This window comes from Pseudomonas atagonensis (assembly GCF_011369485.1).
In the GTDB taxonomy this organism is placed as follows: Bacteria; Pseudomonadota; Gammaproteobacteria; order Pseudomonadales; family Pseudomonadaceae; genus Aquipseudomonas; species Aquipseudomonas atagonensis.
Genome location: NZ_VXCA01000035.1, coordinates 219,944 through 243,192, shown reverse-complemented (window position 1 = coordinate 243,192; position 23,249 = coordinate 219,944). Strand labels below are relative to the sequence as shown.

At 60.2% G+C, this 23,249-nt stretch carries 24 protein-coding genes; 19 read left to right on the top strand and 5 right to left on the bottom strand.

Annotated elements, in window-relative coordinates; genetic code table 11:
• Positions 1–112: 112 nt before the first annotated feature.
• The 12 genes from F2P67_RS24295 to F2P67_RS24240 all read left to right on the top strand — a co-directional run bounded on the left by F2P67_RS24295 (position 113) and on the right by F2P67_RS24240 (position 12,450).
• Positions 113–718 carry a DUF4823 domain-containing protein gene (locus F2P67_RS24295; protein ID WP_064598539.1) on the top strand — a complete coding sequence of 202 codons (606 nt, stop codon included), beginning with the start codon at positions 113–115 and terminating at the stop codon, positions 716–718.
• A gap of 15 nt (positions 719–733) precedes the next feature.
• Positions 734–1,294: a DUF1285 domain-containing protein gene (locus F2P67_RS24290; protein ID WP_166224747.1), complete on the top strand. Its 561-nt coding sequence runs from the start codon at positions 734–736 to the stop codon at positions 1,292–1,294.
• A gap of 195 nt (positions 1,295–1,489) precedes the next feature.
• The gene (locus tag F2P67_RS24285; protein WP_166224744.1) at positions 1,490–2,206 is read left to right on the top strand and encodes a FadR/GntR family transcriptional regulator; all 717 of its coding nucleotides are present in this window, start codon (positions 1,490–1,492) and stop codon (positions 2,204–2,206) included.
• Positions 2,207–2,239: 33 nt separating this feature from the next.
• A complete protein-coding gene (locus tag F2P67_RS24280) occupies positions 2,240–3,115 on the top strand; it encodes an SMP-30/gluconolactonase/LRE family protein (RefSeq protein ID WP_166224741.1) in 876 nt (291 codons plus the stop codon).
• Positions 3,116–3,386: 271 nt separating this feature from the next.
• A complete protein-coding gene (locus F2P67_RS24275; protein ID WP_166224738.1) occupies positions 3,387–4,205 on the top strand; it encodes an SDR family oxidoreductase in 819 nt (272 codons plus the stop codon).
• A gap of 135 nt (positions 4,206–4,340) precedes the next feature.
• The gene (locus F2P67_RS24270; RefSeq protein ID WP_166224735.1) at positions 4,341–5,345 is read left to right on the top strand and encodes a substrate-binding domain-containing protein; all 1,005 of its coding nucleotides are present in this window, start codon (positions 4,341–4,343) and stop codon (positions 5,343–5,345) included.
• Positions 5,346–5,398: 53 nt separating this feature from the next.
• On the top strand, positions 5,399–6,943 hold the full coding sequence (gene araG, locus F2P67_RS24265; RefSeq protein WP_166224733.1) for an L-arabinose ABC transporter ATP-binding protein AraG: 1,545 nt from the start codon (positions 5,399–5,401) through the stop codon (positions 6,941–6,943).
• 12 nt (positions 6,944–6,955) lie between these two features.
• Complete coding sequence (gene araH, locus F2P67_RS24260; RefSeq protein WP_034155398.1) at positions 6,956–7,924, top strand: L-arabinose ABC transporter permease AraH; 969 nt, start codon at positions 6,956–6,958, stop codon at positions 7,922–7,924.
• A gap of 268 nt (positions 7,925–8,192) precedes the next feature.
• Positions 8,193–8,906 carry a GntR family transcriptional regulator gene (locus F2P67_RS24255; RefSeq protein ID WP_166224730.1) on the top strand — a complete coding sequence of 238 codons (714 nt, stop codon included), beginning with the start codon at positions 8,193–8,195 and terminating at the stop codon, positions 8,904–8,906.
• Positions 8,903–9,901 (top strand): ADP-ribosylglycohydrolase family protein, encoded by a 999-nt coding sequence (locus tag F2P67_RS24250; protein ID WP_166224727.1) that lies wholly within the window; start codon positions 8,903–8,905, stop codon positions 9,899–9,901. The genes F2P67_RS24255 and F2P67_RS24250 overlap by 4 nt, the downstream gene beginning before the upstream one ends.
• 160 nt (positions 9,902–10,061) lie before the next feature.
• Positions 10,062–11,528, top strand: coding sequence for a purine-cytosine permease family protein (locus tag F2P67_RS24245; RefSeq protein WP_166224724.1), 1,467 nt, complete (start codon positions 10,062–10,064; stop codon positions 11,526–11,528).
• Positions 11,521–12,450, top strand: a complete 930-nt coding sequence (locus F2P67_RS24240; RefSeq protein WP_166224721.1) for a PfkB family carbohydrate kinase — start codon at positions 11,521–11,523, stop codon at positions 12,448–12,450. Before F2P67_RS24245 ends, F2P67_RS24240 begins: the two co-directional genes overlap by 8 nt.
• Positions 12,451–12,492: 42 nt before the next feature.
• On the opposite strand, the gene F2P67_RS24235 is transcribed toward F2P67_RS24240, so the two are convergent.
• From F2P67_RS24235 to F2P67_RS24220, 4 genes are all read right to left on the bottom strand, one after another.
• A complete protein-coding gene (locus F2P67_RS24235; RefSeq protein ID WP_016986009.1) occupies positions 12,493–12,750 on the bottom strand; it encodes a hypothetical protein in 258 nt (85 codons plus the stop codon).
• 43 nt (positions 12,751–12,793) lie between these two features.
• The gene (locus tag F2P67_RS24230; protein WP_166224718.1) at positions 12,794–13,123 is read right to left on the bottom strand and encodes a hypothetical protein; all 330 of its coding nucleotides are present in this window, start codon (positions 13,121–13,123) and stop codon (positions 12,794–12,796) included.
• A gap of 82 nt (positions 13,124–13,205) precedes the next feature.
• Positions 13,206–14,402, bottom strand: a complete 1,197-nt coding sequence (locus tag F2P67_RS24225) for an MFS transporter (RefSeq protein ID WP_166224715.1) — start codon at positions 14,400–14,402, stop codon at positions 13,206–13,208.
• 109 nt (positions 14,403–14,511) lie between these two features.
• A complete protein-coding gene (locus F2P67_RS24220) occupies positions 14,512–15,165 on the bottom strand; it encodes an HD domain-containing protein (RefSeq protein ID WP_166224712.1) in 654 nt (217 codons plus the stop codon).
• A 222-nt stretch (positions 15,166–15,387) separates the two neighbouring features.
• On the opposite strand from F2P67_RS24220, the gene F2P67_RS24215 reads away from it, so the two are divergent.
• The 7 genes from F2P67_RS24215 to F2P67_RS24185 all read left to right on the top strand — a co-directional run bounded on the left by F2P67_RS24215 (position 15,388) and on the right by F2P67_RS24185 (position 22,145).
• Positions 15,388–15,867, top strand: a complete 480-nt coding sequence (locus F2P67_RS24215; protein ID WP_166224709.1) for a GNAT family N-acetyltransferase — start codon at positions 15,388–15,390, stop codon at positions 15,865–15,867.
• A gap of 56 nt (positions 15,868–15,923) precedes the next feature.
• Positions 15,924–16,850: a hypothetical protein gene (locus F2P67_RS24210; RefSeq protein WP_166224706.1), complete on the top strand. Its 927-nt coding sequence runs from the start codon at positions 15,924–15,926 to the stop codon at positions 16,848–16,850.
• 77 nt (positions 16,851–16,927) lie between these two features.
• On the top strand, positions 16,928–17,917 hold the full coding sequence (locus F2P67_RS24205; protein WP_166224703.1) for a 2-dehydro-3-deoxygalactonokinase: 990 nt from the start codon (positions 16,928–16,930) through the stop codon (positions 17,915–17,917).
• 19 nt (positions 17,918–17,936) lie between these two features.
• A complete protein-coding gene (locus F2P67_RS24200) occupies positions 17,937–18,557 on the top strand; it encodes a 2-dehydro-3-deoxy-6-phosphogalactonate aldolase (RefSeq protein WP_166224700.1) in 621 nt (206 codons plus the stop codon).
• 48 nt (positions 18,558–18,605) lie between these two features.
• A complete protein-coding gene (gene dgoD, locus F2P67_RS24195; RefSeq protein WP_007908327.1) occupies positions 18,606–19,754 on the top strand; it encodes a galactonate dehydratase in 1,149 nt (382 codons plus the stop codon).
• 216 nt (positions 19,755–19,970) lie between these two features.
• The gene (locus tag F2P67_RS24190; protein ID WP_166224698.1) at positions 19,971–21,281 is read left to right on the top strand and encodes an MFS transporter; all 1,311 of its coding nucleotides are present in this window, start codon (positions 19,971–19,973) and stop codon (positions 21,279–21,281) included.
• Between the two features lie 60 nt (positions 21,282–21,341).
• Entirely contained in the window at positions 21,342–22,145 is an 804-nt protein-coding gene (locus F2P67_RS24185; protein ID WP_166224695.1) for an IclR family transcriptional regulator, read from the top strand.
• Here F2P67_RS24185 and F2P67_RS24180 read toward each other — a convergent pair.
• Positions 22,142–23,194, bottom strand: coding sequence for an NAD(P)-dependent alcohol dehydrogenase (locus F2P67_RS24180; RefSeq protein WP_166224692.1), 1,053 nt, complete (start codon positions 23,192–23,194; stop codon positions 22,142–22,144). The genes F2P67_RS24185 and F2P67_RS24180 overlap by 4 nt on opposite strands.
• Between the last annotated feature and the right edge of the window lie 55 nt (positions 23,195–23,249).

Sequence of the window (23,249 nt, the reverse complement as noted above, 5' to 3'; positions counted from 1 at the left end):
CGGGCTTGTTCGCGAAGGCGTCCTGTAATTCATCGAAAATACTGAGCTGGCGCAAAAGCTGCATCCAACGGCCATTCGCCGGTTTTCCGTCACCGGCCACTGGAGGAATAGGATGCGTAGCCTGGTTTTGCTGCTGGCCGTTTTGGCGCTTGGCGGCTGTATGACTGTCAGCGATATGGCCGAAGGCACTCGCTATCAGATGAGCGACGCAGGCTTGCTGGATCACAGCGATAGCCGCCGCGTGAACAACTTCCGCATTCAGCCGGACTCGTTCATCTACATTGCTCAGGGTTCGTTCGCACCACCCGGCGGTTCTTATCCGCGACCAAACGTGGTGGCCGAAGAAGCCTTCAAGGGCTTTGTCGAATACTTCCCGATGGTCCGCCGCGCCCGTGCGCCGGAAGGCCTTGATCAAGCGATGGGCGAAGCCCGTGATGCCGGTGCGCACTACCTGTTGTACACGCGTTTCGCCAAGGCGGACGACCGCATCGGCAACTCCGATGAGTGGCTCGATGAAGAGGCTGTAGATCGTCTCGGCATCGACGGCGGCGTGATTCAGATCATGTTGATCGAGACCAGCACCCAGTATTTGATTGATACTGCACGGATCAAGAGTCGTGGCGGTTTACTGACGTTCCACGACAACAAACCCGAAGACCTGATCGGCCCGCCGCTGGCGCAATACGCGCGCAGCCTGCTGGGAGTCGGCGACCAATAATTCAAGGAGAACGCCATGAGTGGCCCGCAAAAAGCCAATGACCTGTTGGGACAAATCCCCAAAACCAAAGGCTTGCCGCCGGTGCACTTATGGAACCCGGACTTCTGCGGCGACATTGACATGCGCATCGCCCGGGACGGCACTTGGTACTACCTGGGCACGCCGATCGGGCGCAAGCCGATGGTCAAACTGTTCTCCACGATCATCCGCCGTGATGGCGATGATTACTTCCTGATCACCCCGGTCGAGAAAGTCGGGATCAAAGTCGACGATGCGCCGTTTGTGGCGATTGCCGTCGAGGTGGAAGGCGAGGGTGAGGCGCAGCTACTGCGCTTCACCACCAACGTTGACGAGATCACCGAAGCCGGGCTCGAGCATCCCATTCGGGTCGAGATTGATCCGGCAACTCAGGAACCCGCACCTTACGTGCATGTGCGCACCAACCTCGAAGCGCTGATTCACCGCAATGTGTTCTACCAATTGGTGGAACTGGCGGTCAGTCGTGAAATCGATGGCCAGCGCTGGCTCGGCGTGTGGAGCGGCGGAGAGTTCTTCACCATCGGCCTCGAACCGTAGCTTCAAACCAAATGTGGGAGGGGGCTTGCTCCCGAATGCGGTGCATCAGTCGATACATAAGGCGACTGCCACACCGACTTCGGGAGCAAGCCCCCTCCCACATTTTGATTTGTGGATAGCCTGAAAAATCTCGATTGACTCGCAATCGTATGATCATTAGCTTGATCACCCATCGCGATTCGCTTTGAGGTGTCCATGTCCAGCAGCTTTCATGCGTCAACGGTCGATTGGCTGGGCAGCTGGATCGCCGCCGGCCAGGTCAAGCCGGGGCAGACCATCAAGGTCGAGGCCGATCTCGGCGAGCAGTTGGGCGTCAGCCGCACGGTTATTCGCGAAGCGATCAAAACCCTCGTCGCCAAAGGCATGCTCGAAGTCGGGCCAAAAGTCGGCACTCGTGTGTTGCCTGTTCGGCGCTGGAATCTGTTTGATCCGCAAGTCGTCGGCTGGCTGTCACGCAACGGTTTGCCGGAAAACTTTGTCGATGACCTGCTCGACCTGCGCCGCACCATCGAACCGATGGCCGTGCGCTGGGCTTGCGAGCGAGCGACCCTCGAACAGATCGACGCCGTGCAACTGGCCTACAACGCCCTTGAGCGCGCGGTGGACAGCGGCATTGATTACAACCGCGCCGACCAGTCTTTTCACGAATGCATTCTCGCCGCCAGCCACAATCAGTTCATCGAGCAGATGGTCCCGGCCCTCGGCGCGTTGCTCGCGGTGTCGTTCGAAGTCTCCGCCGCCGACCCCGATGAATTGCGCCGCACCTTGCCGATCCACAAAGACATGGCCGACGCCATCGCCGCCCGCGACTCCGCACGCGGTGTGTGGGCCTGCATGACCTTGATCGACAACGCCGACCTGGCGATCAAACGCTTTTATCCAAAAGTCATGGCCGATAAAAAGGCCAGCTGAACCTCTCATTGAAAATAATAAAAAGGAGTCGATATGACCTGGACCGCCCTGACCCAACACCGTGCTCACCTCGGTGAAGGCCCGTTCTGGGATGCGCCGACCCAGGCGCTGTACTGGGTCGATATCGCAGGCAAACAAGCCCTGCGTCTGATCGGCCAGAACGTGCAGATCTGGCAGATGCCGGAGCATGTCTCGGCGTTCATTCCCTGCGCCAGCGGCGACGCGCTGGTGACCCTGAGCAGCGGTGTCTATCGACTGGATCTCGATTCCCCCGGACTCGAACCCCGCCTGACGCTGTTTTGCGTCGCCGACCCGCAACCGGGTAATCGAGCCAACGAAGCGCGCTGCGACGCACAAGGCCGATTGTGGTTGGGCACCATGCAGAACAACATCGGCGAGCAGGGTGAAGACTTGCCGATCATCCGTCGCTCCGGTGGGCTGTTCCGCGTTGACCCGGATAAACGTGTCACGCCGTTACTGCGCGGCCTGGGCATTCCCAACACGCTGCTGTGGAGCGACGACGGCACTACGCTGCTGTTCGGCGACAGCCTCGACAGCACGCTTTATCGCTATTTCATTCACACCGATGGCAACCTCGACATCGCTCAAACCTGGTACGGCCCCGATCAGCAGGGCGGCCCGGACGGTTCGGCGCTGGATGCCGAAGGCTGTGTGTGGAATGCCCGTTGGGACGGCAGTTGCCTGTTGCGCCTGACGCCGGAGGGCAAGGTTGACCACAAGATCGACCTGCCAGTCAGCCGCCCGACCAGTTGTGTGTTCGGCGGTGCAGATCTGAAGACCTTGTACATCACCAGCGCGAAAAGTCCGCACAACCACCCGCTGGACGGTGCCGTGCTAGCGATGCAGGTCGACGTGCCGGGGAAACTCTGCACGCGTTTTGCGGGATAGATCCCAAAGTATGGGATGCAAAATTATATATTGAGATTATTTGGTGGTCGGGTTTATAGTCGGCTCCAGCAGTAACACGCACTCACACTTAAAAAGAACAAAACAGGTGAAGTGATGCAGCGAATCTCTATCGCACTCCCCGGCGGAGTCCGCGTCTCGCAACGGCTCGATGCCGTCAGTCGCACCTGCCTGTTTTGTTTCAAACGCCTTCCAGACCGGACATCGACAGATGCCCGGTTTTTTTGTGCTTTCGAAACAGGAGTCCTGATCCATGGCTGAACCTCTGACCCTGCCGCCAGTACCGGCACCGCTGAAGGGTGAGCGTCTGAAAGACAAGGTCGTGCTGTTGACGGGCGCTGCTCAGGGCATTGGTGAAGCCATTGTGGCCAGCTTCGCCTCGCAGCAGGCGAAACTGGTGATCAGCGATATTCAGGCTGACAAAGTCGAGAAAGTCGCCGCGCACTGGCGCGAGCAGGGCGCGGATGTGCAGGCGATCAAAGCCGATGTTTCCCGTCAGCATGACTTGCACGCCATGGCCAGACTGGCCGTCGACCTGCACGGTCGCATTGACGTGCTGGTCAACTGCGCCGGGGTCAATGTGTTCCGCGATCCGCTGCAAATGACCGACGAAGACTGGCATCGCTGCTTTGCCATTGACCTGGACGGCGCCTGGTTTGGCTGCAAAGCGGTGCTGCCGCAGATGATCGAACAGGGTGTCGGCAGCATCATCAACATCGCCTCGACCCATTCCAGCCACATCATTCCTGGCTGCTTCCCGTACCCAGTGGCCAAACACGGTTTGCTCGGGCTGACCCGAGCACTCGGCATCGAATACGCAGCGAAGGGCATTCGCGTCAACGCGATTGCCCCGGGCTACATCGAGACGCAACTGAACGTCGATTACTGGAACGGTTTTGCCGACCCGCACGCCGAACGCCAGCGCGCGTTCGACCTGCACCCGCCGAAACGCATTGGCCAGCCGATCGAAGTGGCCATGACGGCAGTGTTTCTGGCCAGTGATGAGGCGCCGTTCATCAATGCCTCGTGCATCACCATCGATGGTGGTCGCTCGGTGATGTACCACGACTGAACCGATGGGGTTTCGCGCGGAAGAATCCGTCTGAAATCCAATCATCATACGATATGACTATTTTCGACAGACTTTGCAGGAACACGCTTTAACGCTTTTCAAACATTGCTCAAAAAAATAACAAGGAGTCAGCTTATGAAACGTCGTTTCGGGATTCGTACCCTGTGCAGTACCGCCCTGGCGGTTACCGCGTTCAGCCTGAGCAGTTCGCTGCTCGCTGCCGACACCGTGAAAATCGGCTTTCTGGTCAAGCAGGCGGAAGAGCCGTGGTTCCAGACCGAGTGGGCTTTTGCCGAGAAAGCCGCCAAGGACAAGGGCTTTGAACTGATCAAGATCGCTGTGCCGGACGGCGAGAAAACCCTCTCGGCCATCGACAGCCTGGCGGCCAACGGCGCCAAGGGTTTTGTGATCTGCCCGCCAGACGTGTCGCTCGGCCCGGCGATCATGGCCAAAGCCAAGCTCAATGACCTTAAAGTCATCGCGGTCGACGACCGTTTCGTTGACGCCAACGGCAAGTTCATGGAAGACGTACCGTACCTCGGCATGGCCGCGTTCGAAGTCGGCCAGAAGCAGGGCGCCGCCATGGCCGCCGAGGCGAAAAAGCGTAACTGGGACTGGAAAGACACCTATGCGGTGGTCAACACCTACAACGAACTCGACACCGGCAAGAAGCGCACCGACGGCTCGATGAAGGCGCTCGAAGATGCCGGCATGCCGAAAGATCATATTTTGACAGCAGCGCTGAAAACCCTTGATGTGCCGGGCAGCATGGACGCCACCAACTCGGCGCTGGTCAAGCTGCCGGGCGCGGCGAAGAACCTGATCATCGGCGGCATGAACGACAACACCGTGCTTGGCGGCGTGCGCGCCACCGAAGCCGCCGGGTTTGCCGCGGCCAACGTGATTGGCATCGGCATCAACGGTACCGACGCCATCGGCGAGCTGAAAAAGCCCAACAGCGGCTTTTTCGGTTCGATGCTGCCGAGCCCGCACATCGAGGGCTACAACACCGCGAGCATGATGTACGAGTGGGTCACCACCGGCAAAGAACCGCCGAAATACACGGCCATGGATGACGTCACCCTGATCACCCGCGAGAACTTCAAGCAAGAGCTGGAAAAAATCGGCTTGTGGAACTGACGCAGCGGCGGCCCGGGTAGCCGGGCCGTCTATCGGTGTGAAGAGGTGGCTTTATGCACGCGCAATTACAGACACAAGAACACGGCACGAGCGGCAGCCTGCGCTTCAACGGGATCGGCAAAACCTTCCCCGGTGTGAAGGCGCTGGACGGCATCAGTTTTGTCGCTCATCCGGGGCAGGTTCATGCCTTGATGGGCGAGAACGGCGCCGGCAAATCGACCCTGCTGAAAATCCTCGGCGGCGCCTACATCCCCAGCAGCGGCGAGTTGCAGATCGGCGAGCAAACGATGGCTTTCAAGTCCACCGCCGACAGCATCGGCAGCGGCGTCGCGGTGATTCACCAGGAGTTGCACCTGGTGCCGGAAATGACCGTGGCCGAGAACCTGTTTCTGGGGCATCTGCCCGCCAGTTTCGGCCTGATCAATCGCGGCGCCTTGCGCCAGCAGGCATTGAATTGCCTCAAAGGCCTGGCCGATGAAATCGATCCGCACAGCAAAGTCGGACGGCTTTCCCTCGGTCAGCGGCAATTGGTGGAAATCGCCAAGGCTCTGTCGCGTGGCGCGCATGTGATTGCCTTCGACGAGCCGACCAGCAGCCTTTCGGCCCGCGAAATCGATCGCTTGATGGCGATCATCGGCCGCCTGCGTGACGAAGGCAAAGTCGTGCTTTACGTCTCCCATCGCATGGAAGAAGTATTCCGTATCTGCGACGCGGTGACGGTGTTCAAGGATGGCCGTTTCGTGCGCACTTTCGATGACATGAGTCAGTTGACCCACGATCAACTGGTGACCTGCATGGTCGGTCGCGACATTCAGGATATCTACGATTACCGCCACCGCGCGCGTGGTGCGGTGGCGCTGAAAGTCGATGGCTTGCTCGGCCCTGGGCTGCGCGAGCCGATCAGTTTTGAGGCGCACAAAGGTGAAATCCTTGGCCTGTTCGGATTGGTCGGGGCAGGGCGAACCGAGCTGTTTCGCTTGCTCAGCGGACTTGAGCGCAACACTGCCGGGCGTCTGGAATTGCGTGGACATGAGCTGAAGCTGCGCTCGCCGCGCGACGCGATTGCCGCCGGGATTCTGCTGTGCCCCGAAGACCGCAAAAAGGAAGGCATCATCCCGCTGGCCAGCGTTGCCGAGAACATCAACATCAGTGCGCGCGGTGCGAACTCAAGCCTCGGCTGCCTGATTCGCGGCCTGTGGGAAAAGGGCAACGCCGACAAGCAGATCAAGGCGCTGAAAGTGAAAACACCGCACGCCGGGCAACAGATCAAATTCCTTTCCGGCGGCAATCAGCAGAAGGCCATTCTCGGCCGCTGGCTGTCGATGCCGATGAAGGTTTTGCTGCTCGACGAGCCGACCCGGGGCATCGACATCGGCGCCAAAGCGGAGATCTACCAGATCATCCATAACCTCGCCGCCGACGGTATTTCGGTGATCGTGGTGTCCAGCGATCTGATGGAAGTGATGGGTATTTCCGACCGCATTCTGGTGCTCTGCGAAGGCGCCCTGCGCGGCGAAGTCAGCCGTGACCAGGCTAACGAATCCAACCTGCTGCAACTGGCTTTGCCGCGCCACCGCGCTGACGGCGTGGCGAACTGAGAGGTGACTATGATGACAACCCAAAACGAAACCCTGCCGACTGCGCGCAAACCGTTGGACATGCGCCGCTTTCTCGATGACTGGGTCATGTTGCTGGCGGCGATCGGTATCTTCATCGCCTGCACGCTGCTGATCGATAATTTCCTTTCGCCGCTGAACATGCGTGGCCTCGGGCTGGCGATTTCCACCACCGGGATCGCCGCGTGCACGATGTTGTATTGCCTGGCCTCGGGGCATTTCGACTTGTCGGTGGGCTCGGTGATTGCCTGTGCCGGCGTGGTTGCGGCGGTGGTGATGCGCGACACCAACAGCGTGTTTCTCGGCGTCAGCGCCGCGCTGGTGATGGGCCTGATTGTCGGGTTGATCAACGGCATCGTGATCGCCAAGTTGCGGGTCAATGCGTTGATCACCACGCTGGCGACCATGCAGATCGTCCGTGGCCTGGCCTACATTTTTGCCAACGGCAAAGCGGTGGGCGTGTCGCAGGAATCATTCTTCGTGTTCGGCAATGGCCAGTTGTTCGGCGTGCCGGTGCCGATCCTGATCACCATTGTCTGCTTCCTGTTTTTCGGCTGGCTGCTGAATTACACCACCTATGGGCGCAACACCATGGCCATTGGTGGCAACCAGGAAGCGGCGCTGCTGGCGGGCGTGAACGTTGACCGCACCAAGATCATCATCTTCGCCGTACATGGCGTAATCGGCGCGCTGGCCGGGGTGATTCTGGCGTCGCGAATGACCTCCGGGCAGCCGATGATCGGCCAGGGTTTCGAGCTGACGGTGATCTCCGCTTGCGTGTTGGGCGGGGTGTCGCTGAGCGGCGGGATCGGCATGATCCGGCATGTAATTGCCGGGGTGCTGATTCTGGCGATCATCGAGAATGCGATGAACCTGAAGAACATCGACACGTTTTATCAGTATGTGATTCGTGGGTCGATCCTGCTGCTGGCGGTGGTGATCGACCGTCTGAAACAGCGCTGAGATCAAAAGCTCCCTCACCCCAGCCCTCTCCCGGAGGGAGAGGGCTGGGGTGAGGGATGCTTCAGAGATACATCGACCTGAAAGTGCTTTGCTGAATCCATAATCGACTGGCTTTTTCAGGTCGATGTAGAGCGTGAGACAGCTCGGTCAGTCCCCTCTCCCTCCGGGAGAGGGCTAGGGTGAGGGGGCTTTTGATCTTCCTCGCCTTCCGTCACCCAACCAAAAAATCCCTTGCCCGTTTACGACCCTTTCGGTTATCAATTTGTACATGATTAGACAGGTACGATTTGACAAGAAACAACGGGTGGTCGACGAACTCGTCCGGCGCATCGAAAGCGGCCTCATGGAGGACGGCTTTCTGTTGCCCGGCGAACATCAGTTGGCTCAAGAATTCAACGTCAGCCGTGGCACGTTGCGCGAAGCGCTGGCCGAATTGAAGCGGCGCAATTACATCGCTACGCAAAGCGGGGTCGGCTCCATCGTCACCTTCGACGGTGTGGTGCTCGACCAGCGCAGCGGCTGGGCGCAGGCGCTGGCGGACAGCGGGGCGCTGATCAACACCGAAGTGTTGCGCCTCGAAGCCGTGACCCGGCCCGATCTGCTCTCGCGTTTCGGCACCGAGCAATTCATCACTCTCGATCGTCGTCGCCGCTCCAATGACGGCACGCTGGTGTCCCTCGAACGCTCGTTGATGCCGGCCACCGGCGGCCTGGAAAGCCTGCCGCGCGTCGGTCTGATCGACAATTCCCTGACCATCACCCTGGCCGCTTACGGCTACATCGGCGAGCGCGGCGATCAGTGGATCGGTGCCGAACCGCTCAATGCCGAAGACGCGGAACTGCTCGGCCGTCAGGTCGGCACGGTGTTCCTCAAAGCCTTGCGCACCACTTACGACCGACAGAACCGTTTCATGGAGCAGGTCGAAAGCCTGCTCGACCCGGTGCACTTCCGTCTGCACCTGCAATTTGGAGAATCGAAATGACTGCGCTCAACCGTGCCCTCGGCGCTTTCTATGGCCTGGCCCTCGGTGATGCGCTGGGCATGCCGACGCAATCGCTGAACCGTGAAACGATTAAAACCCGCTTCGGCCAAATCACCGATCTGCAGGACGCCGGTCCTCTGCAACCGATCGCCGCCAACATGCCCAAAGGCTCGATCACCGATGACACCGAACAGGCCATTCTGGTCGGCGAGTTGCTGATTGAAGGCAAGGGCCGCATCGAACCGGCAATCCTCGCGCAACGGCTGATCGAGTGGGAAGCCGAGATGCAGGCCAAGGGCTCGCAGGATCTGCTTGGGCCGTCGACCAAGCGCGCCATCGAAATGATCCTCACCGGCCACTCGCCGGAAGAGGCCGGGCGTTACGGCACCACCAACGGCGCAGCGATGCGCATTACGCCGGTGGGAATCGCGGCAGACGTTGCCGATCCCGAACGCTTTATCGCGGCGGTGGTGCAGGCCTGTCAGGTAACCCACAACACCACGCTGGGGATTTCCAGCGCGGCGGCGGTAGCGGCGGTGGTGTCCGCCGGGATCAACGGCATGGACCTGGGCGAGGCATTGAACCTCGGCCAGCAAATTGCTCAGCAAGCGGAGGCGCACGGGCACTGGGTGGCCGGTGGACGCATTGCTTCGCGGATCAGTTGGGCGCGTACTCTCAGCGTCGACAGCGACAAAGCGTTGCTCGCCGATCTGCTCTACGACGTGATTGGCACTTCGGTGGCGTCGCAGGAATCGGTAGTGGTGTCGTTTGCCCTGGCGCAGCAAGTCGCCGTCGGTGAGATGAGCGCGTTCGATGCGTTGTGCATGGCGGCGAGCCTCGGTGGCGACACCGACACCATTGCCGCGATTCTCGGGGCAATGCTCGGGGCCTGCCTGGGCCTTGAGAGCTGGCCTGTGCCGATGATTGCCACGGTCAAAGCGGTCAATCATCTGGAGCTTGAGCCGTTGGTGCAGGGGCTGTTGGCCCTGCGCTGATTGAACTGACGCCATCGCTGGCTTGCCAGCGATAGGCGCACCGCAAAACTGATTTTTCCAACCTGCAATGGATCGCGCAGACAGGCCCAGGAAGGCCGGGATGTCTTGTCGTTCTGCGTCATTGCCACAACCACAAAAAAGGCAAACAGGAGCACTGTTCATGAGTTCATCAAACGCCGGGCAAAGCGCCGGGCAACTGGAAACCCGCGGCATCGAACCGGTGCCGGAAGCCGAGTGCAACGGTCATCCGCTGCAACTGTTCTGGGTCTGGTTCGCCGCCAACATTTCCATTCTCGGCCTGCCGCTGGGTGCCACGCTGGTCGCCTTTCGCGGCCTGGCGATCTGGCAGGCGATCATTGTCGCTATCCTCGGCGCCGCCGGTTCGTTCGCGGTGGTCGGGATCATCTCGATTGCCGGTCGTCGCGGTCGTGCGCCGAGCCTGACCTTGTCGCGAGCGATCTTCGGTGTGCGCGGCAACATCGGCCCGACACTGGTCTCGCTGATGTCGCGGCTGGGCTGGGAAACCGTCAACACCACCACTGCCGCGTTCGTGTTGCTGTCGCTGTGTTCGATCCTGTTCGGCTCGCCAGTGGAAGCCAAAAGCGCGCCAGTGCTGACGCTGATCTTCATCGCGATTTTCGTTCTGCTGACCTTGTCGGTGTCCGGTCTCGGTCACGCCACGTTGCTGGTGATTCAGAAGTGGGCGACCTACGTGTTCGGCGCGCTGAATATTCTGGTCGGCGGTTTCCTCTGCGCCACCATCGACTGGAGCGCGGTGTTCAACGCCACCCCTGCGCCGATGAGCGCGATGATCATCGGCATCGGCACCATGGCCGCCGGCACCGGCATCGGTTGGGCCAACGCCGGCGCCGACATGTCGCGCTATCAGCATCGCAGTGTCAAAGCCGTGCGTCTGGTCGCGTCCGCGGCGTTCGGTGCGGGCATCCCGCTGGTGCTACTGATCACCCTCGGCGGCCTGCTGTCGGTGGGTAACAATGACCTCGCCTCGGCGACTGACCCGATCGTGGCGATCCGCGACATGCTGCCGACCTGGATGGCCGTGCCGTACCTGATCACCGCATTCGGTGGCCTGCTGCTGTCGAACAACCTCTCGGTGTACTCCGCCGGTTTGACCACGTTGACCCTCGGCCTGAAGGTCAAGCGCGTGTACGCCGTGGTGGTCGATATCGTCGCGATCTTCGCCGGTTCGATCTACTTCATGCTGATCGCCGACAGCTTCTATGGCCCGTTCATCACCTTCATTTCCCTGCTGGCGGTGCCGATCACCGCGTGGGTCGGGATCTTTGTCGTCGACCTGATTCATCGTCACTACTACAGCCCCAAAGACTTGCTCGATGTGAGCCCGAGCAGTGCTTATTGGTATCGCGGCGGCATCGAGTGGCGCGCGTTCGGCGCGTGGGCGATTGCCATCGTGCTCGGCTTCAGCTTCACCACCATCGGCACCACCGCGGAGAACGTCTGGTTCAAAGGCTTCCTGTCAGACTCGTGGCTGGGCCATAACGGTCTTGGCTGGATCGTTACCTTCGTGGTTGCGGGTGGCCTTTACATGATCCTCGGCGGGGCGAAAGACCGCCGTGCCGCGCAAGTCGAGAGTGCTCATGCCTAAGATGTTGCACACCGGCCAGGTCATCATCGATCTGGTCATGGCCGTGGATAAACTGCCGCAGATCGGCGGCGACGTGCTGGCGCAATCGGCCGGTTTCGAAGCCGGCGGCGGTTTCAACGTAATGGCTGCCGCTGTGCGTAACGGTTTGCCTGTCGTCTATCTGGGCCGCCATGGCAGCGGACGTTTCGGTGATCTGGCACGCCAGGCGATGAACGCTGAAGACATTCACATCGGCATCCGCCAGCCTGCACAACGCGACACCGGTTTGTGCGTGGCACTGACCGACGCGTCGGCCGAGCGCAGTTTCATTTCCTACATCGGCGCCGAAGGTGAGGTGACGATCGATGACTTGAACAGTGTGGCGGCCGAGGCGGGCGATTACGTTTACCTCAGCGGTTACAGCCTGCTGCACGAAGGCAAGGCGCAGGCGTTGCTCGACTGGACGCTGGCGCTGCCGGCGACCCTTCATGTGGTGTTCGATCCGGGACCGTTGGTGGAATCGCCGGATTCACCTTTGATGCAGGCGTTGCTGCCGCGCATTGATGTGTGGACCAGCAACAGTGTCGAGGCATTGCGGTTTACCGGCGCTGACGAAATCGGTGTGGCGCTGGATCGCCTCGCTGAACATCTGCCTGCCGACGTGTTGATGGTGGTGCGCGACGGGCCGCAAGGGTGCTGGATTCATCAGCGTGGCGAACGTCTTCATGTGCCAGGATTTGTCGTGACCGCTGTGGACAGCAATGGCGCTGGCGATGCGCATGCCGGAGTGTTTGTTGCGGGGTTGGCTCAAGGCTTGTCCGCCCATGACGCAGCACGGCGGGCGAATGCGGCAGCGGCGTTGGCAGTGACCCGGTGGGGCCCGGCGACTTCGCCGGGGACGGCCGAAGTGGATGCGTTTATCCGCGAGTCCACTGTCAACTAATTTGCCGGTCGTTCGCCGCGTCTGCGACGAACGACCTGTGCACTACTGCAGATCGAGCTTGCGTGCCGCTTCAACGCCGGCGGCGCTGAGCTTGATCGGCAGGTTCAGCGAATGTTCGCCAGCCTCGTTGCAGGTCACATGTCCGTGGTGAATCAGTCCACGATCCTGCAAAGCGGCGAGGGCACTGGCCACGACTTTCTCGCCCCGATAATTGTCCAGTACCTCCTTGCCAAGTCCACTCGGGTGGGCATGCAGCAGGCGGGTGAGGACTTCTTTTTCCAGGTTTTTATCGACGTTCATGGTTACCTCTTCATGGATTGAATAGGACGCTCGCGTCGGCGAACTACTGACCGGAACCTTCAGAGCCCGAGCCACCGGTGGTGGTTTTCGAGCCGATGCCGGTGCCGGAATTATCAGGCGGGACGGGATTGCCGGACGTCCCACCCTGACGCCCCGGATCGTTGCCTTGGGTGCGTGGATCAGTGCCGGTGGCGGGTGGCAGTGCGTTTTCCACGCCGGAGCCATCGGTGTTCATGCCGGGGGCACTCTGGATGGCGGGGGCTTTGGGGCGTTCGACCGGGTCGGTCGGGCCGGTTCCTGCGGCAGTGGCGGCGAATGCCGCCGGGCAGAGCAGGGCGGTGAAGATGAGGGCAGTCAACCTTGACGGGATCATAGGGCGTCTCCAGTGATTGGAATCCTTACCTGTCGTTGGTCTGTCCTTGTGATGGAATGGTGCCTGATGAACGACGAACGGTCTAACTCGCCGCGACGGTTTTGACGCTGACCCGTCGCCAGAACAGACGCCCGACGGTGATCAGCCAGTTCGCCAGCGCGACTGACAGCACCGTCAACAGCAATATCGCCATGCCGTGCTCGACAATGATTTTCCCCGCCAGCAACGGAAAGCCAAACACGCCGATAAAGTACGACAGACTGAACAGCAGCAAGGCCTGCGATGTGGTGCCGGTCGGTGCTTCGTTGGCGGCGAGGCCATTGATCACCGAATAGGTGAGGCCGTAACCGACACCGAGCATCAGCGCGGCCAGCAGATAAAGGAACGCGCTGTGCACGCCGAACGCGAACAGGACAATCGATGCCAGCATCAACCCCGACAGCAGACACGAGGCACGCAGCGGATCACGTTTGACCACGAAGCCTGCGATCAGCATTCGGCTGCTGATGGCAGCGCTCATGAAACCAAGAAAGAACAGCGAGTAATCCAGCGAGCGAGCGGCGGCGTAACTGGTCTGAAAACTCGACAGCCCGCCGAACACGCAGCCACCGAGACCGACCATGATGATCGGGAACAACGCGCGCGAACCGAGCACTCGCGTGGTGGCGCGCCAAGTGATTTTTGCCGCACTGGTGGCTTGGCTACTGTGCAATCTCGACCCGAGCAGCCAGAACAACAGCACGCCAGTCAGACTCGCCAGCGCCGCCAGATAAAACGCCGATGTCACCGGCAATCCCATGGCACTCGCTGCACGCCCGAGTAACGGGCCGCTGCCGATGCCGGTCATCATGCTGCCCGACAGCAGAGCGAAGTATTTGGCCCGCTGCGCCGGACTTACCAGACTCGCGACAATGATCGGCCCCAAGGTATAAAACACGCCCCAGCCCAAGCCCAGCAATAAGCCAAAAAACAACAACAGATGACCAAACCCCGACGTCATCGCAAAGCCCAGGCTGGCCGCGACCAACAGCACGCCAAACAGCGCAATCGAGCGCGCCGCTCCCAGCAGATCCGACAGATGCCCCGAGAGCAGCACCGCCACAAACGTGCTGAGCATCGCCGCCGAAATCACACTGCCGGCATCGTGTTCGTTGCCGCCGCGAGCACTGATCAACAGCGACAGCAGAAACGTCGAGCCGTAAGAAAGTGAAAGCAGATAACTGGCGAGGCAGAACAGGCCGAACAGCTTGCCTGAAACCTGAGGTGTTGCTTGCGACATGACGCGGTTCCTTGACCGGAAAAATTGAGCGCCATCTAGATAACACGCCACACACATGGCTTAGGTCTGAGGTTGCTGAAGTCAGGATCGTCACCGGCCGGAGTAACGCTCAGACGATGCCGATTTCTTCCTTGAACTGCTCCATGAAACCCTTCAGGCGCTGATGGCGAATTTGCGCCAGACGCTGGCCGGTGGCGGTCTGGAAACCCTCGGCGAGGTGCAGCAGTTTGGTCTGGAAATGGTCGAGGCAAAAACGTTTGTCGTCGTAGTCGCGTCGCTGCGCTTCGGGATCCTCGGGGTCGTAAAGCGCAGAACCCATACGCCCGGCGACGTAGAACGTGCGGGCGACGCCGAGCATGCCCAGCGAGTCGAGACGGTCGGCGTCCTGCAGCAGTTTTGCTTCAAGGGTCAGCGGGGTGATGCTGGCGGAAAAACTGTGGGCTTCGATGGCGTGGACGACTTTGCTGATTTTTTCGCCGGGCCAGTTCATCCCGGCAAGTACCGCCGAAGCTTTTTCCGCCGCCAGCCGCGACGCCTGTGCACGCAGTGGCGAGTTCTTCTCGACGGCCACGCAATCGTGCAGCAGCGTGGCAGCGAGCAGCACTTCAAGATCGCCACCTTCCTCGGCGTGCAAGGTGCGCACGTTGTGCCAGACCCGCTGCAAGTGCGCGAGGTCGTGCGCACCGTCGTCTGAAGGTTCCAGAGCATGGGGCAGCAACTCGGCAGCAAGTGTGGAGCGTGGCGCGAAAGTAACATCGTTCATAAGCATCCTTACTGGCTGTCGTAGATTTTCAGTTGATGATACTTCTATGGCGAGGGGATTTACCCCCCGTTGGGGCGCCAAGCGGCCCTGAAAAATGGGACTGCTGCGCAGTCCAGCGGGGATAAATCCCCCTCGCCACAGGGTTCCTCATCAGGTTTGGAGTGTGACGAGCGCTGCCCACGGCTTTAGTATGGCGTTTTCCTTTTCCGACAAGGCCCGTCCATGACGATCGAAATCCGCCCGGCGACTCCCAGCGATGCTCCGCAAATCCTCGCCTTCATCACCGAACTGGCAGATTTCGAAAAGGCCCGCCACGAAGTGATCGCCAGCGTCGCCGACATCGAACGCAGCCTGTTTGGTGAAGGCGCCACCGCTCACGGCCTGATCTGCCTGCGCGACGGTTTACCGATCGGTTTCGCGGTGTTCTTCTTCAGCTATTCGACCTGGCTGGGCAGCAATTGCCTGTACCTCGAAGACCTCTACATCACCCCGGAACAGCGTGGCGGCGGTGCCGGCAAAACCCTGCTGCGCCACCTGGCGAAAATCGCCTGCGCCAACGACTGCGGCCGCTTCGAATGGAGCGTGCTGGACTGGAACACCCCGGCCATCGATTTCTACAAGTCCCTCGGCGCCCAGCCGCAGGAAGAGTGGGTACGCTACCGCATGGACGGCAAGGTGTTGCGTGAGTTTGCCGAGGGCTGAACATCAATGATGACAGTCTTCAATGACGTTCCCTGTGGTTGGCTTTTGGAGTGGTAATGGCAAGGTTGCTGTTGGTTTTGGTGTTCGCTTTATGTTCTTCATGTATGCATCTGAATGTTCCTCCCGCCAGGCTTGAGTTTGTCTCGATCGATCACGAGAGGTATTCCTCCTATGACCTGCGTTTCACCTCGGACAGAAACCTGATTGACCTGTATGAGGATCATGGGCGAAGCGGGCAGATCGGTACCTGGATTCATTGCTCGTTGAACGGTGATACGGATTTTTCCGTCGAGCACAAAATCCTTTTGGAAGCGTCGGGAATTGTCAGCGGCGTGCGCTTGATCGAGGGCGATCGTCGGTACGAGATGTTCGCGAATATCAGCGTCGAGAATCACGCCGTCAATGACGGCCATAACGACATCAGACCGGCCGAGCTGGTGCAGATGCTCAAGCCGCAGGAATACATTCCCTGCAAGGTGGCGATCACTGCATTCCCTTTCGTGGCGTACTACTCGAAAGTCATGTACATGCCCACGTCGCGATTCATTGCCGCCATCGAAAACCCTCGCGTGGCCCCACCGCGTATCTCCCTCAAACAGTCTGATCAACCAAGGTCGTTGCTGCCTCTTGCGTCTGTATGCATCGTGCGCTGGCGCTATGAATTGGCGGTGGGACATGACCAGATCGACAGCCTCGGACTGTGCAGCGATGTGCCCTACGCCGGCATGCTGGCCTCGTTTGCACCGAGCAGGACGAAACTGGGGATTGTTTCAGGGCCAGAGGAAACCCCGGCTGCCTTTGCGGCGTACACCATCATTCGTGGTGACGGACGTCTGGAACCCGGAATGACTGACGAGAAAGGTCGTACGCATGAGGTTGGATCCATAGAGCACGAAACGCTGAAGGTCATCATCAACAAGAATTTCGACGTCGTTGAACGGTTTACTCCCTGGACCGATACCATCCCGAAATATGGGATGTAAAATTACATATTGAGATTTCCCGCTTGGGAGGTCTATAGTCCGTCGCACTCACTGCCAAAAACAAAACAGGTGAAGCGATGCAGGCGCAATTGATCGCGCTCGACTGGGGGACGACCTCATTACGTGCTTACAAACTCGCGGCGGGCGGGCAGGTGCTGGCGCAGCGGTCGCTGTCGTTCGGGATCATGCAGTTGCCGAAGACGCTGCGCGTCATCAACGGTCGTGAATGCGCCGAGGGTTTTGAACTGGCGTTTGATGAGGCTTGCGGCGACTGGCTCGACGCACAGCCCGACTTGCCGGTGATTGCCTGCGGCATGGTCGGCAGCGCCCAGGGCTGGCGCGAAGCGTCCTACCGCGATACGCCGGCCAACGTCGCCGATCTCGGAAAATCCCTGCAAACCGTTCGTAGTCTTCGCGGTGTCGATGTGCACATCGTGCCGGGTGTGATTCAGCGTTCGCGTCTGCCGAATGTGATGCGCGGCGAAGAAACCCAGGTGCTTGGCGTCCTGCAGAATCTGCCGGTCGAGACTGGCAATGATCTGCTGATCGGCCTGCCGGGCAGTCACTCGAAATGGGTGAACGTGGTCGATGGCCGCATCACGCATTTCGATACGTTCATGACCGGCGAAGTGTTCGCCGTGCTCAGCGAACACAGCATCCTTGGCCGTACGCAACAGCACAGCGCTACGTTCGATGGTCAGGCGTTTGACCGTGGCGTGCAGATCGCGTTGTCGGCTGACGGCGAACTCGGTGTGCTGTCGACTTTGTTCAGTGCCCGGACACTGGGCCTGACCGGTGAACTCAGCCCGACCGCGCAAGCCGATTATCTGTCCGGTCTGATGATCGGCCATGAACTGGCAGCGCTCGCTGCCGCTCAACGCCGTCGCCGCAATAACCCCAATCTTCCTTCGATCATCCTCATCGGCAACGCACAACTCTGCGCGCGCTACAGCCGAGCCCTGGATACCTGCGGTTTTGCCAAAGTGACGCTGGCCGAGCAGGCCACCGAACGTGGGCTGTGGCAACTGGCGCTGGCTGCCGGACTGATCGATTCCTCATCCCGTTAACCCTGACTGGAGGCCTGAAATGCTCAAGCAAGCACTGGCACAAAACGGTCTGATCGCGATCCTGCGTGGCCTGCATCCGCAGGAGGCCGCCGCTGTCGGAGAAGTCCTGTATGCGGCCGGATTTCGCGTCATCGAAGTACCGCTCAATTCCCCTTCGCCGTACGAAAGTATCCGCATCCTGCGCAAGACCTTGCCCGCCGATTGCCTGATCGGCGCCGGTACAGTGCTGACGCCGGAGCAGGTCGAGTTGGTGAAGGAGGCCGGTGGCCAAGTGATTGTCATGCCGCACAGCGATGCCAAAGTGTTGCGCGCAGCGAAAGCGGCTGGGCTGTATCTGTCGCCGGGCGTTGCCACGCCGACCGAAGCCTTTGCGGCGCTGGAGGAGGGTGCGGACATCCTCAAGCTGTTCCCGGCCGAGCAGATGGGCCCGGCGGTCGTCAAAGCCTGGCTGGCGGTGTTGCCATCCGGAACGGTGCTGGCGCCGGTCGGCGGGATTACGCCGGACAACATGCAGGCGTTCATCGACGCTGGCGTCAAAGGTTTCGGCCTCGGTTCCGGGCTGTTCAAACCGGGCATGACGACTGAGCAAGTGGCGGCCAATGCCAAGGCCTACGTGGCGGCCTGGAAAGCCCTTCGCTAAGACTTTTCTGGCGCTGCGTGCGCTGCATCTAACAAGAGAGACAAACAGATGAAAATCACCAAACTCACCACTTTCATCGTTCCGCCGCGCTGGTGCTTCCTCAAGGTCGAAACCGACGAAGGTGTAACCGGTTGGGGCGAGCCCGTGGTCGAAGGTCGCGCACACACCGTGGCGGCCGCCGTTGAGGAATTGTCCGACTACCTGATCGGCAAAGACCCACGCAACATCGAGGACATCTGGACGGTGCTGTATCGCGGTGGCTTCTACCGGGGCGGCGCCATCCACATGAGCGCGCTGGCCGGTATCGACCAGGCGCTGTGGGACATCAAGGGCAAGGCCCTCGGTGTCTCGGTCAGCGATCTGCTCGGTGGTCAGGTGCGTGACAAGATCCGCGTGTATTCGTGGATCGGTGGCGACCGTCCGGCCGACACCGCGCGTGCGGCGAAAGAGGCGGTGAGCCGGGGTTTCACCGCAGTAAAAATGAACGGCACCGAAGAGCTGCAATTCCTCGACACCTTCGAAAAAGTCGATCTGGCGCTGGCCAACGTCGCCGCCGTGCGTGATGCAGTCGGGCCGAACGTCGGCATTGGCGTCGACTTCCATGGCCGGGTGCACAAGCCGATGGCCAAGGTGCTGATGAAGGAACTCGACCCGTACAAACTGATGTTCATCGAAGAGCCGGTGCTCAGTGAAAACTACGAAGCGTTGAAAGAACTGGCGCCGCTGACCAGCACCCCGATTGCCCTCGGCGAGCGGCTGTTCTCGCGTTGGGACTTTAAACGCGTGTTGAGCGAAGGCTACGTCGACATCATCCAGCCCGACGCCTCCCACGCTGGCGGCATCACCGAAACCCGCAAGATCGCCAACATGGCTGAAGCCTACGACGTCGCGCTGGCGCTGCATTGCCCGTTGGGGCCGATTGCGCTGGCGGCGTGTTTGCAACTGGACGCCGCTTGTTACAACGCGTTTATCCAGGAGCAGAGTCTGGGCATTCATTACAACGAGAGTAATGACTTGCTCGACTACGTGAAGGATCCGCGCGTATTCGATTACGACAAAGGCTTCGTCAAGATTCCCAACGGCCCGGGTCTGGGCATCGAGATCAACGAGGAATACGTGATCGAGCGGGCGGCAGTCGGCCACCGCTGGCGCAACCCGATCTGGCGCCATGCCGATGGCAGTTTTGCCGAGTGGTGAGTCCTGCCTGACGCACCACGAATCCCATGTGGGAGGGGCGGTGCGACGATTCGACTTGCTCCCGAATGCGGAGTGTCATTCGACATCTCTCTGACTGATACACCGCTTTCGGGAGCAAGTCGAATCGTCGCACCGCCCCTCCCACAGTTTTCAATCTCCACATGGATGGGAGATTTGCGTCATGACTTCAAATAAACATAAGAAGAGGCATCTCTCATGCAACCGCAAACCCTCACCGGGCAGGCGTCTTTAGTCACGCCCAGCCGCAAGCGGTTTTTCATCATGGTGTTGCTGTTTATCACCGTGGTCATCAACTACCTCGACCGCAGCAACCTGTCGATTGCCGCGCCAGCCCTGACCAGTGAGCTGGGCATTGATCCGATTCATGTTGGCCTGATCTTCTCCGCATTCGGCTGGACCTACGCTGCCATGCAGATTCCCGGTGGCTGGCTGGTCGACCGAGTGCCGCCGCGCATTCTTTATAGCGTCGCGCTGCTGTTGTGGTCGGCAGCCACGGTGATGCTCGGTTTCGCCGCCAGTTTCATCGCGCTGTTCGTGCTGCGCATGGCGGTCGGAGCGCTGGAAGCACCGGCGTATCCGATCAACAGCCGCGTGGTGACGACGTGGTTCCCTGAGCGCGAGCGCGCCACGGCGATTGGTTTTTACACGTCCGGGCAATTTGTCGGTCTGGCGTTTCTTACGCCGGTGCTGGCCTGGCTGCAACATGAATTTGGCTGGCACATGGTCTTCGTCGCCACTGGTGCGGCGGGAATTATCTGGGCAGGCATCTGGTACGCGGTGTATCGCGAGCCACGGGATTTCAAAGGCGCCAACGATGCGGAAATCGATCTGATTCGCGAGGGCGGCGGGTTGGTGGACATCGCGGCCGAAACCGCAAAAGTGAAGGCGAAATTCAGTTGGAGCGATCTCGGCATCGTCCTCAGCAAACGCAAACTGTGGGGGATTTACCTCGGCCAGTTCTGCCTGAACTCGACGCTGTGGTTTTTCCTGACGTGGTTCCCGACTTATCTGGTGAAGTATCGCGGCATGGACTTCATCAAGTCCGGCCTGCTGGCGTCGCTGCCATTTCTTGCCGCGTTCGTGGGTGTGCTGTGTTCCGGGTTCTTTTCCGACTTCCTGATTCGTCGTGGTTACACCGTGGGTTTTGCACGCAAGTTGCCGATCATTGGCGGTCTGCTGATTTCCACTTCGATCATCGGTGCCAACTTCGTCGAGTCGACGCCGCTGGTGATTGCCTTTCTGGCGTTGGCTTTTTTTGGTAATGGTCTGGCGTCGATCACCTGGTCACTGGTTTCGACATTGGCGCCGGCGCGGCTGCTTGGGCTAACGGGTGGGGTGTTCAACTTCATCGGCAACCTGTCGGCGATTGCTACACCGATCGTGATCGGCTTTCTCGCCAGCGGCGATTCGTTTGCGCCGGCGATCACCTATATCGCGGTTCTCGCACTGATTGGCGCTTTGTCCTACGTGCTGCTGGTGGGCAAGGTCGAGCGTATCGAGTTGTAGTGCTCCGCGTCGGGCGACCATAATGCCGCCCGTTCCCTCGCTCAACGGTAAAGGCTGGATATGCAGGAAGACGCCCCGGAAAAAACCAAGGACGCCGCGCCCACCGGCACCCAGACGCTATTGCGCGGCTTGGGGGTGGTGCAGGCAGTGGCCAGTGGCGCCCGCGATCTCAAAGAGATTGCCCGGCTGATCGGCACCACGCGCAGCACCACTCACCGTCTGGCCAGTTGTCTGGTCGACGAACGCTATCTGCGCGTCGTGCCGCAAGTCGGTTATCTGCTCGGCCCGAAGCTGATCGAGCTGGGTTTCCAGGCACGCGAAGAGTTGCCGCTGGTGAGTCTGGCCGGGCCGTATCTGGACGAGTTGTCGGCGCTGACCGGCGACACCGTTCACCTGGGCATTCGTGAAGGCGATGAAGTGCTGTATTTGCTGAAGAATCCGGGGCGCAATGGCCCGGAAATGCGCTCCCGAGTCGGCCATCGCATGCCGTTGGCACGCACCGGGATCGGTAAGGCGTTGATGCTCGATGATTCGCCGCAGGATTGGCAGCGGCTGTACGACATCAGCCTGCCGGCGGGTGGGAAAAGTCAGTTCTGGCCGCAGCATCCCCAACAGTCGTGGGAACAGCTTGAGCAACGCATGGCCGAATACGTGGCCGGTGGCTACGCCTTCGATCTGGAAGACAACGAGCCGTCGATCCGCTGCGTGGCGGCGCCGATTCGTGACGCGAGCAAGCGCATCGTTGCCGCGATCAGCATCGCCAGCACCGTGCCATACATGCCGCTGGAAAAAATGGCCGAGCTGATTCCCCTGATCAAAGAGGTCACAGCCCGGCTTTCGGCGGAACTCGGTCTAAAGATTTAAACCTTGAGTGTCGCCATGTCGATCACGAAACGGTACTTCACGTCGCCGGCGATCATGCGCGCGTAAGCCTCGTTGATCTGGCGGATGTCGAGCATTTCGATGTCGCAGGTGATGTTGTGTTCGGCGCAGAAATCCAGCACTTCCTGGGTTTCGGCGACGCCACCGATCAAGGAACCGGCCAGTACGCGGCGCCCCAGGACCAGTTTGGCTGCGTGCACCGGTGGATCGATCGGCTCGATCAAACCGACCAGAATGTGCACACCGTCGAAACGCAGAGTGTCGAGGTACGGGTTCAGGTCGTGCTGTACCGGAATGGTGTCGAGCAGGAAATCGAAATAGCCCGCAGCGGCTTTCATCTGTTCGGCGTCGGTGGAAACGATCACGTGATCGGCGCCCTGACGGCGACCCTCTTCAGCCTTGCTTGCCGAGCGGGTGAACAGCGTCACTTCGGCGCCCATGGCTTTGGCGAACTTGATGCCCATGTGGCCGAGGCCGCCCATGCCGAGAATCCCGACCTTGTCGCCGGCTTTCACGCCGTAGTGCTTGAGGGGCGAGTAGGTGGTGATGCCGGCACACAGAATCGGTGCCGCGCTGGCCAGAGCCAGTTTCTCCGGGATGCGCACAACGAAGTGTTCGCTGACGACGATGCTGTCGGAATAGCCGCCCATGGTGTTGCTGCCGTCGACCCGGTCCGGGGTGGCATAGGTCATGGTCGGGCCTTCGAGGCAGTATTGCTCGAGGTTCTGCTGGCAGGCTTCGCAGGTGCGGCAAGAGTCGACCATGCAGCCGACGCCAACCAGATCGCCTACTTTATGCTGAGTGACGTTCGCACCAATGGCGGTGACTTTTCCGACAATCTCGTGGCCGGGCATCAACGGGTAAACGGCGATGCCCCATTCGTTGCGCGCCTGGTGGATGTCGGAGTGGCAGACGCCGCAGTAGAGAATTTCGATGGCGACGTCGTCGGCGCGAGGACTGCGGCGTTCGAACTTCATCGGGGCGAGGGGAGAGGTGGCCGACTGGGCGGCATAACCGATGGCGGTGTACATGAGAAACCTCGCAAAAGCAGGAACAAGTGAGGCGGCGCATTCTGGGCTTCGTCCG

Bases quoted from the DNA above. Each gene is read 5' to 3' on its own strand.
- F2P67_RS24235 (WP_016986009.1), bottom strand. From the start codon at position 12,750: ATGAACGTCGATAAAAACCTGGAAAAAGAAGTCCTCACCCGCCTGCTG.
- F2P67_RS24255 (WP_166224730.1), top strand. From the start codon at position 8,193: ATGATTAGACAGGTACGATTTGACAAGAAACAACGGGTGGTCGACGAA.
- araG (WP_166224733.1), top strand. From the start codon at position 5,399: ATGCACGCGCAATTACAGACACAAGAACACGGCACGAGCGGCAGCCTG.
- F2P67_RS24240 (WP_166224721.1), top strand. From the start codon at position 11,521: ATGCCTAAGATGTTGCACACCGGCCAGGTCATCATCGATCTGGTCATG.
- F2P67_RS24205 (WP_166224703.1), top strand. From the start codon at position 16,928: ATGCAGGCGCAATTGATCGCGCTCGACTGGGGGACGACCTCATTACGT.
- F2P67_RS24290 (WP_166224747.1), top strand. From the start codon at position 734: ATGAGTGGCCCGCAAAAAGCCAATGACCTGTTGGGACAAATCCCCAAA.
- dgoD (WP_007908327.1), top strand. From the start codon at position 18,606: ATGAAAATCACCAAACTCACCACTTTCATCGTTCCGCCGCGCTGGTGC.
- F2P67_RS24200 (WP_166224700.1), top strand. From the start codon at position 17,937: ATGCTCAAGCAAGCACTGGCACAAAACGGTCTGATCGCGATCCTGCGT.
- F2P67_RS24285 (WP_166224744.1), top strand. From the start codon at position 1,490: ATGTCCAGCAGCTTTCATGCGTCAACGGTCGATTGGCTGGGCAGCTGG.
- F2P67_RS24275 (WP_166224738.1), top strand. From the start codon at position 3,387: ATGGCTGAACCTCTGACCCTGCCGCCAGTACCGGCACCGCTGAAGGGT.
- F2P67_RS24210 (WP_166224706.1), top strand. From the start codon at position 15,924: ATGGCAAGGTTGCTGTTGGTTTTGGTGTTCGCTTTATGTTCTTCATGT.
- F2P67_RS24180 (WP_166224692.1), bottom strand. From the start codon at position 23,194: ATGTACACCGCCATCGGTTATGCCGCCCAGTCGGCCACCTCTCCCCTC.
- F2P67_RS24185 (WP_166224695.1), top strand. From the start codon at position 21,342: ATGCAGGAAGACGCCCCGGAAAAAACCAAGGACGCCGCGCCCACCGGC.
- F2P67_RS24220 (WP_166224712.1), bottom strand. From the start codon at position 15,165: ATGAACGATGTTACTTTCGCGCCACGCTCCACACTTGCTGCCGAGTTG.
- F2P67_RS24190 (WP_166224698.1), top strand. From the start codon at position 19,971: ATGCAACCGCAAACCCTCACCGGGCAGGCGTCTTTAGTCACGCCCAGC.
- F2P67_RS24245 (WP_166224724.1), top strand. From the start codon at position 10,062: ATGAGTTCATCAAACGCCGGGCAAAGCGCCGGGCAACTGGAAACCCGC.
- F2P67_RS24270 (WP_166224735.1), top strand. From the start codon at position 4,341: ATGAAACGTCGTTTCGGGATTCGTACCCTGTGCAGTACCGCCCTGGCG.
- F2P67_RS24280 (WP_166224741.1), top strand. From the start codon at position 2,240: ATGACCTGGACCGCCCTGACCCAACACCGTGCTCACCTCGGTGAAGGC.
- F2P67_RS24295 (WP_064598539.1), top strand. From the start codon at position 113: ATGCGTAGCCTGGTTTTGCTGCTGGCCGTTTTGGCGCTTGGCGGCTGT.
- F2P67_RS24230 (WP_166224718.1), bottom strand. From the start codon at position 13,123: ATGATCCCGTCAAGGTTGACTGCCCTCATCTTCACCGCCCTGCTCTGC.
- F2P67_RS24215 (WP_166224709.1), top strand. From the start codon at position 15,388: ATGACGATCGAAATCCGCCCGGCGACTCCCAGCGATGCTCCGCAAATC.
- araH (WP_034155398.1), top strand. From the start codon at position 6,956: ATGACAACCCAAAACGAAACCCTGCCGACTGCGCGCAAACCGTTGGAC.
- F2P67_RS24250 (WP_166224727.1), top strand. From the start codon at position 8,903: ATGACTGCGCTCAACCGTGCCCTCGGCGCTTTCTATGGCCTGGCCCTC.
- F2P67_RS24225 (WP_166224715.1), bottom strand. From the start codon at position 14,402: ATGTCGCAAGCAACACCTCAGGTTTCAGGCAAGCTGTTCGGCCTGTTC.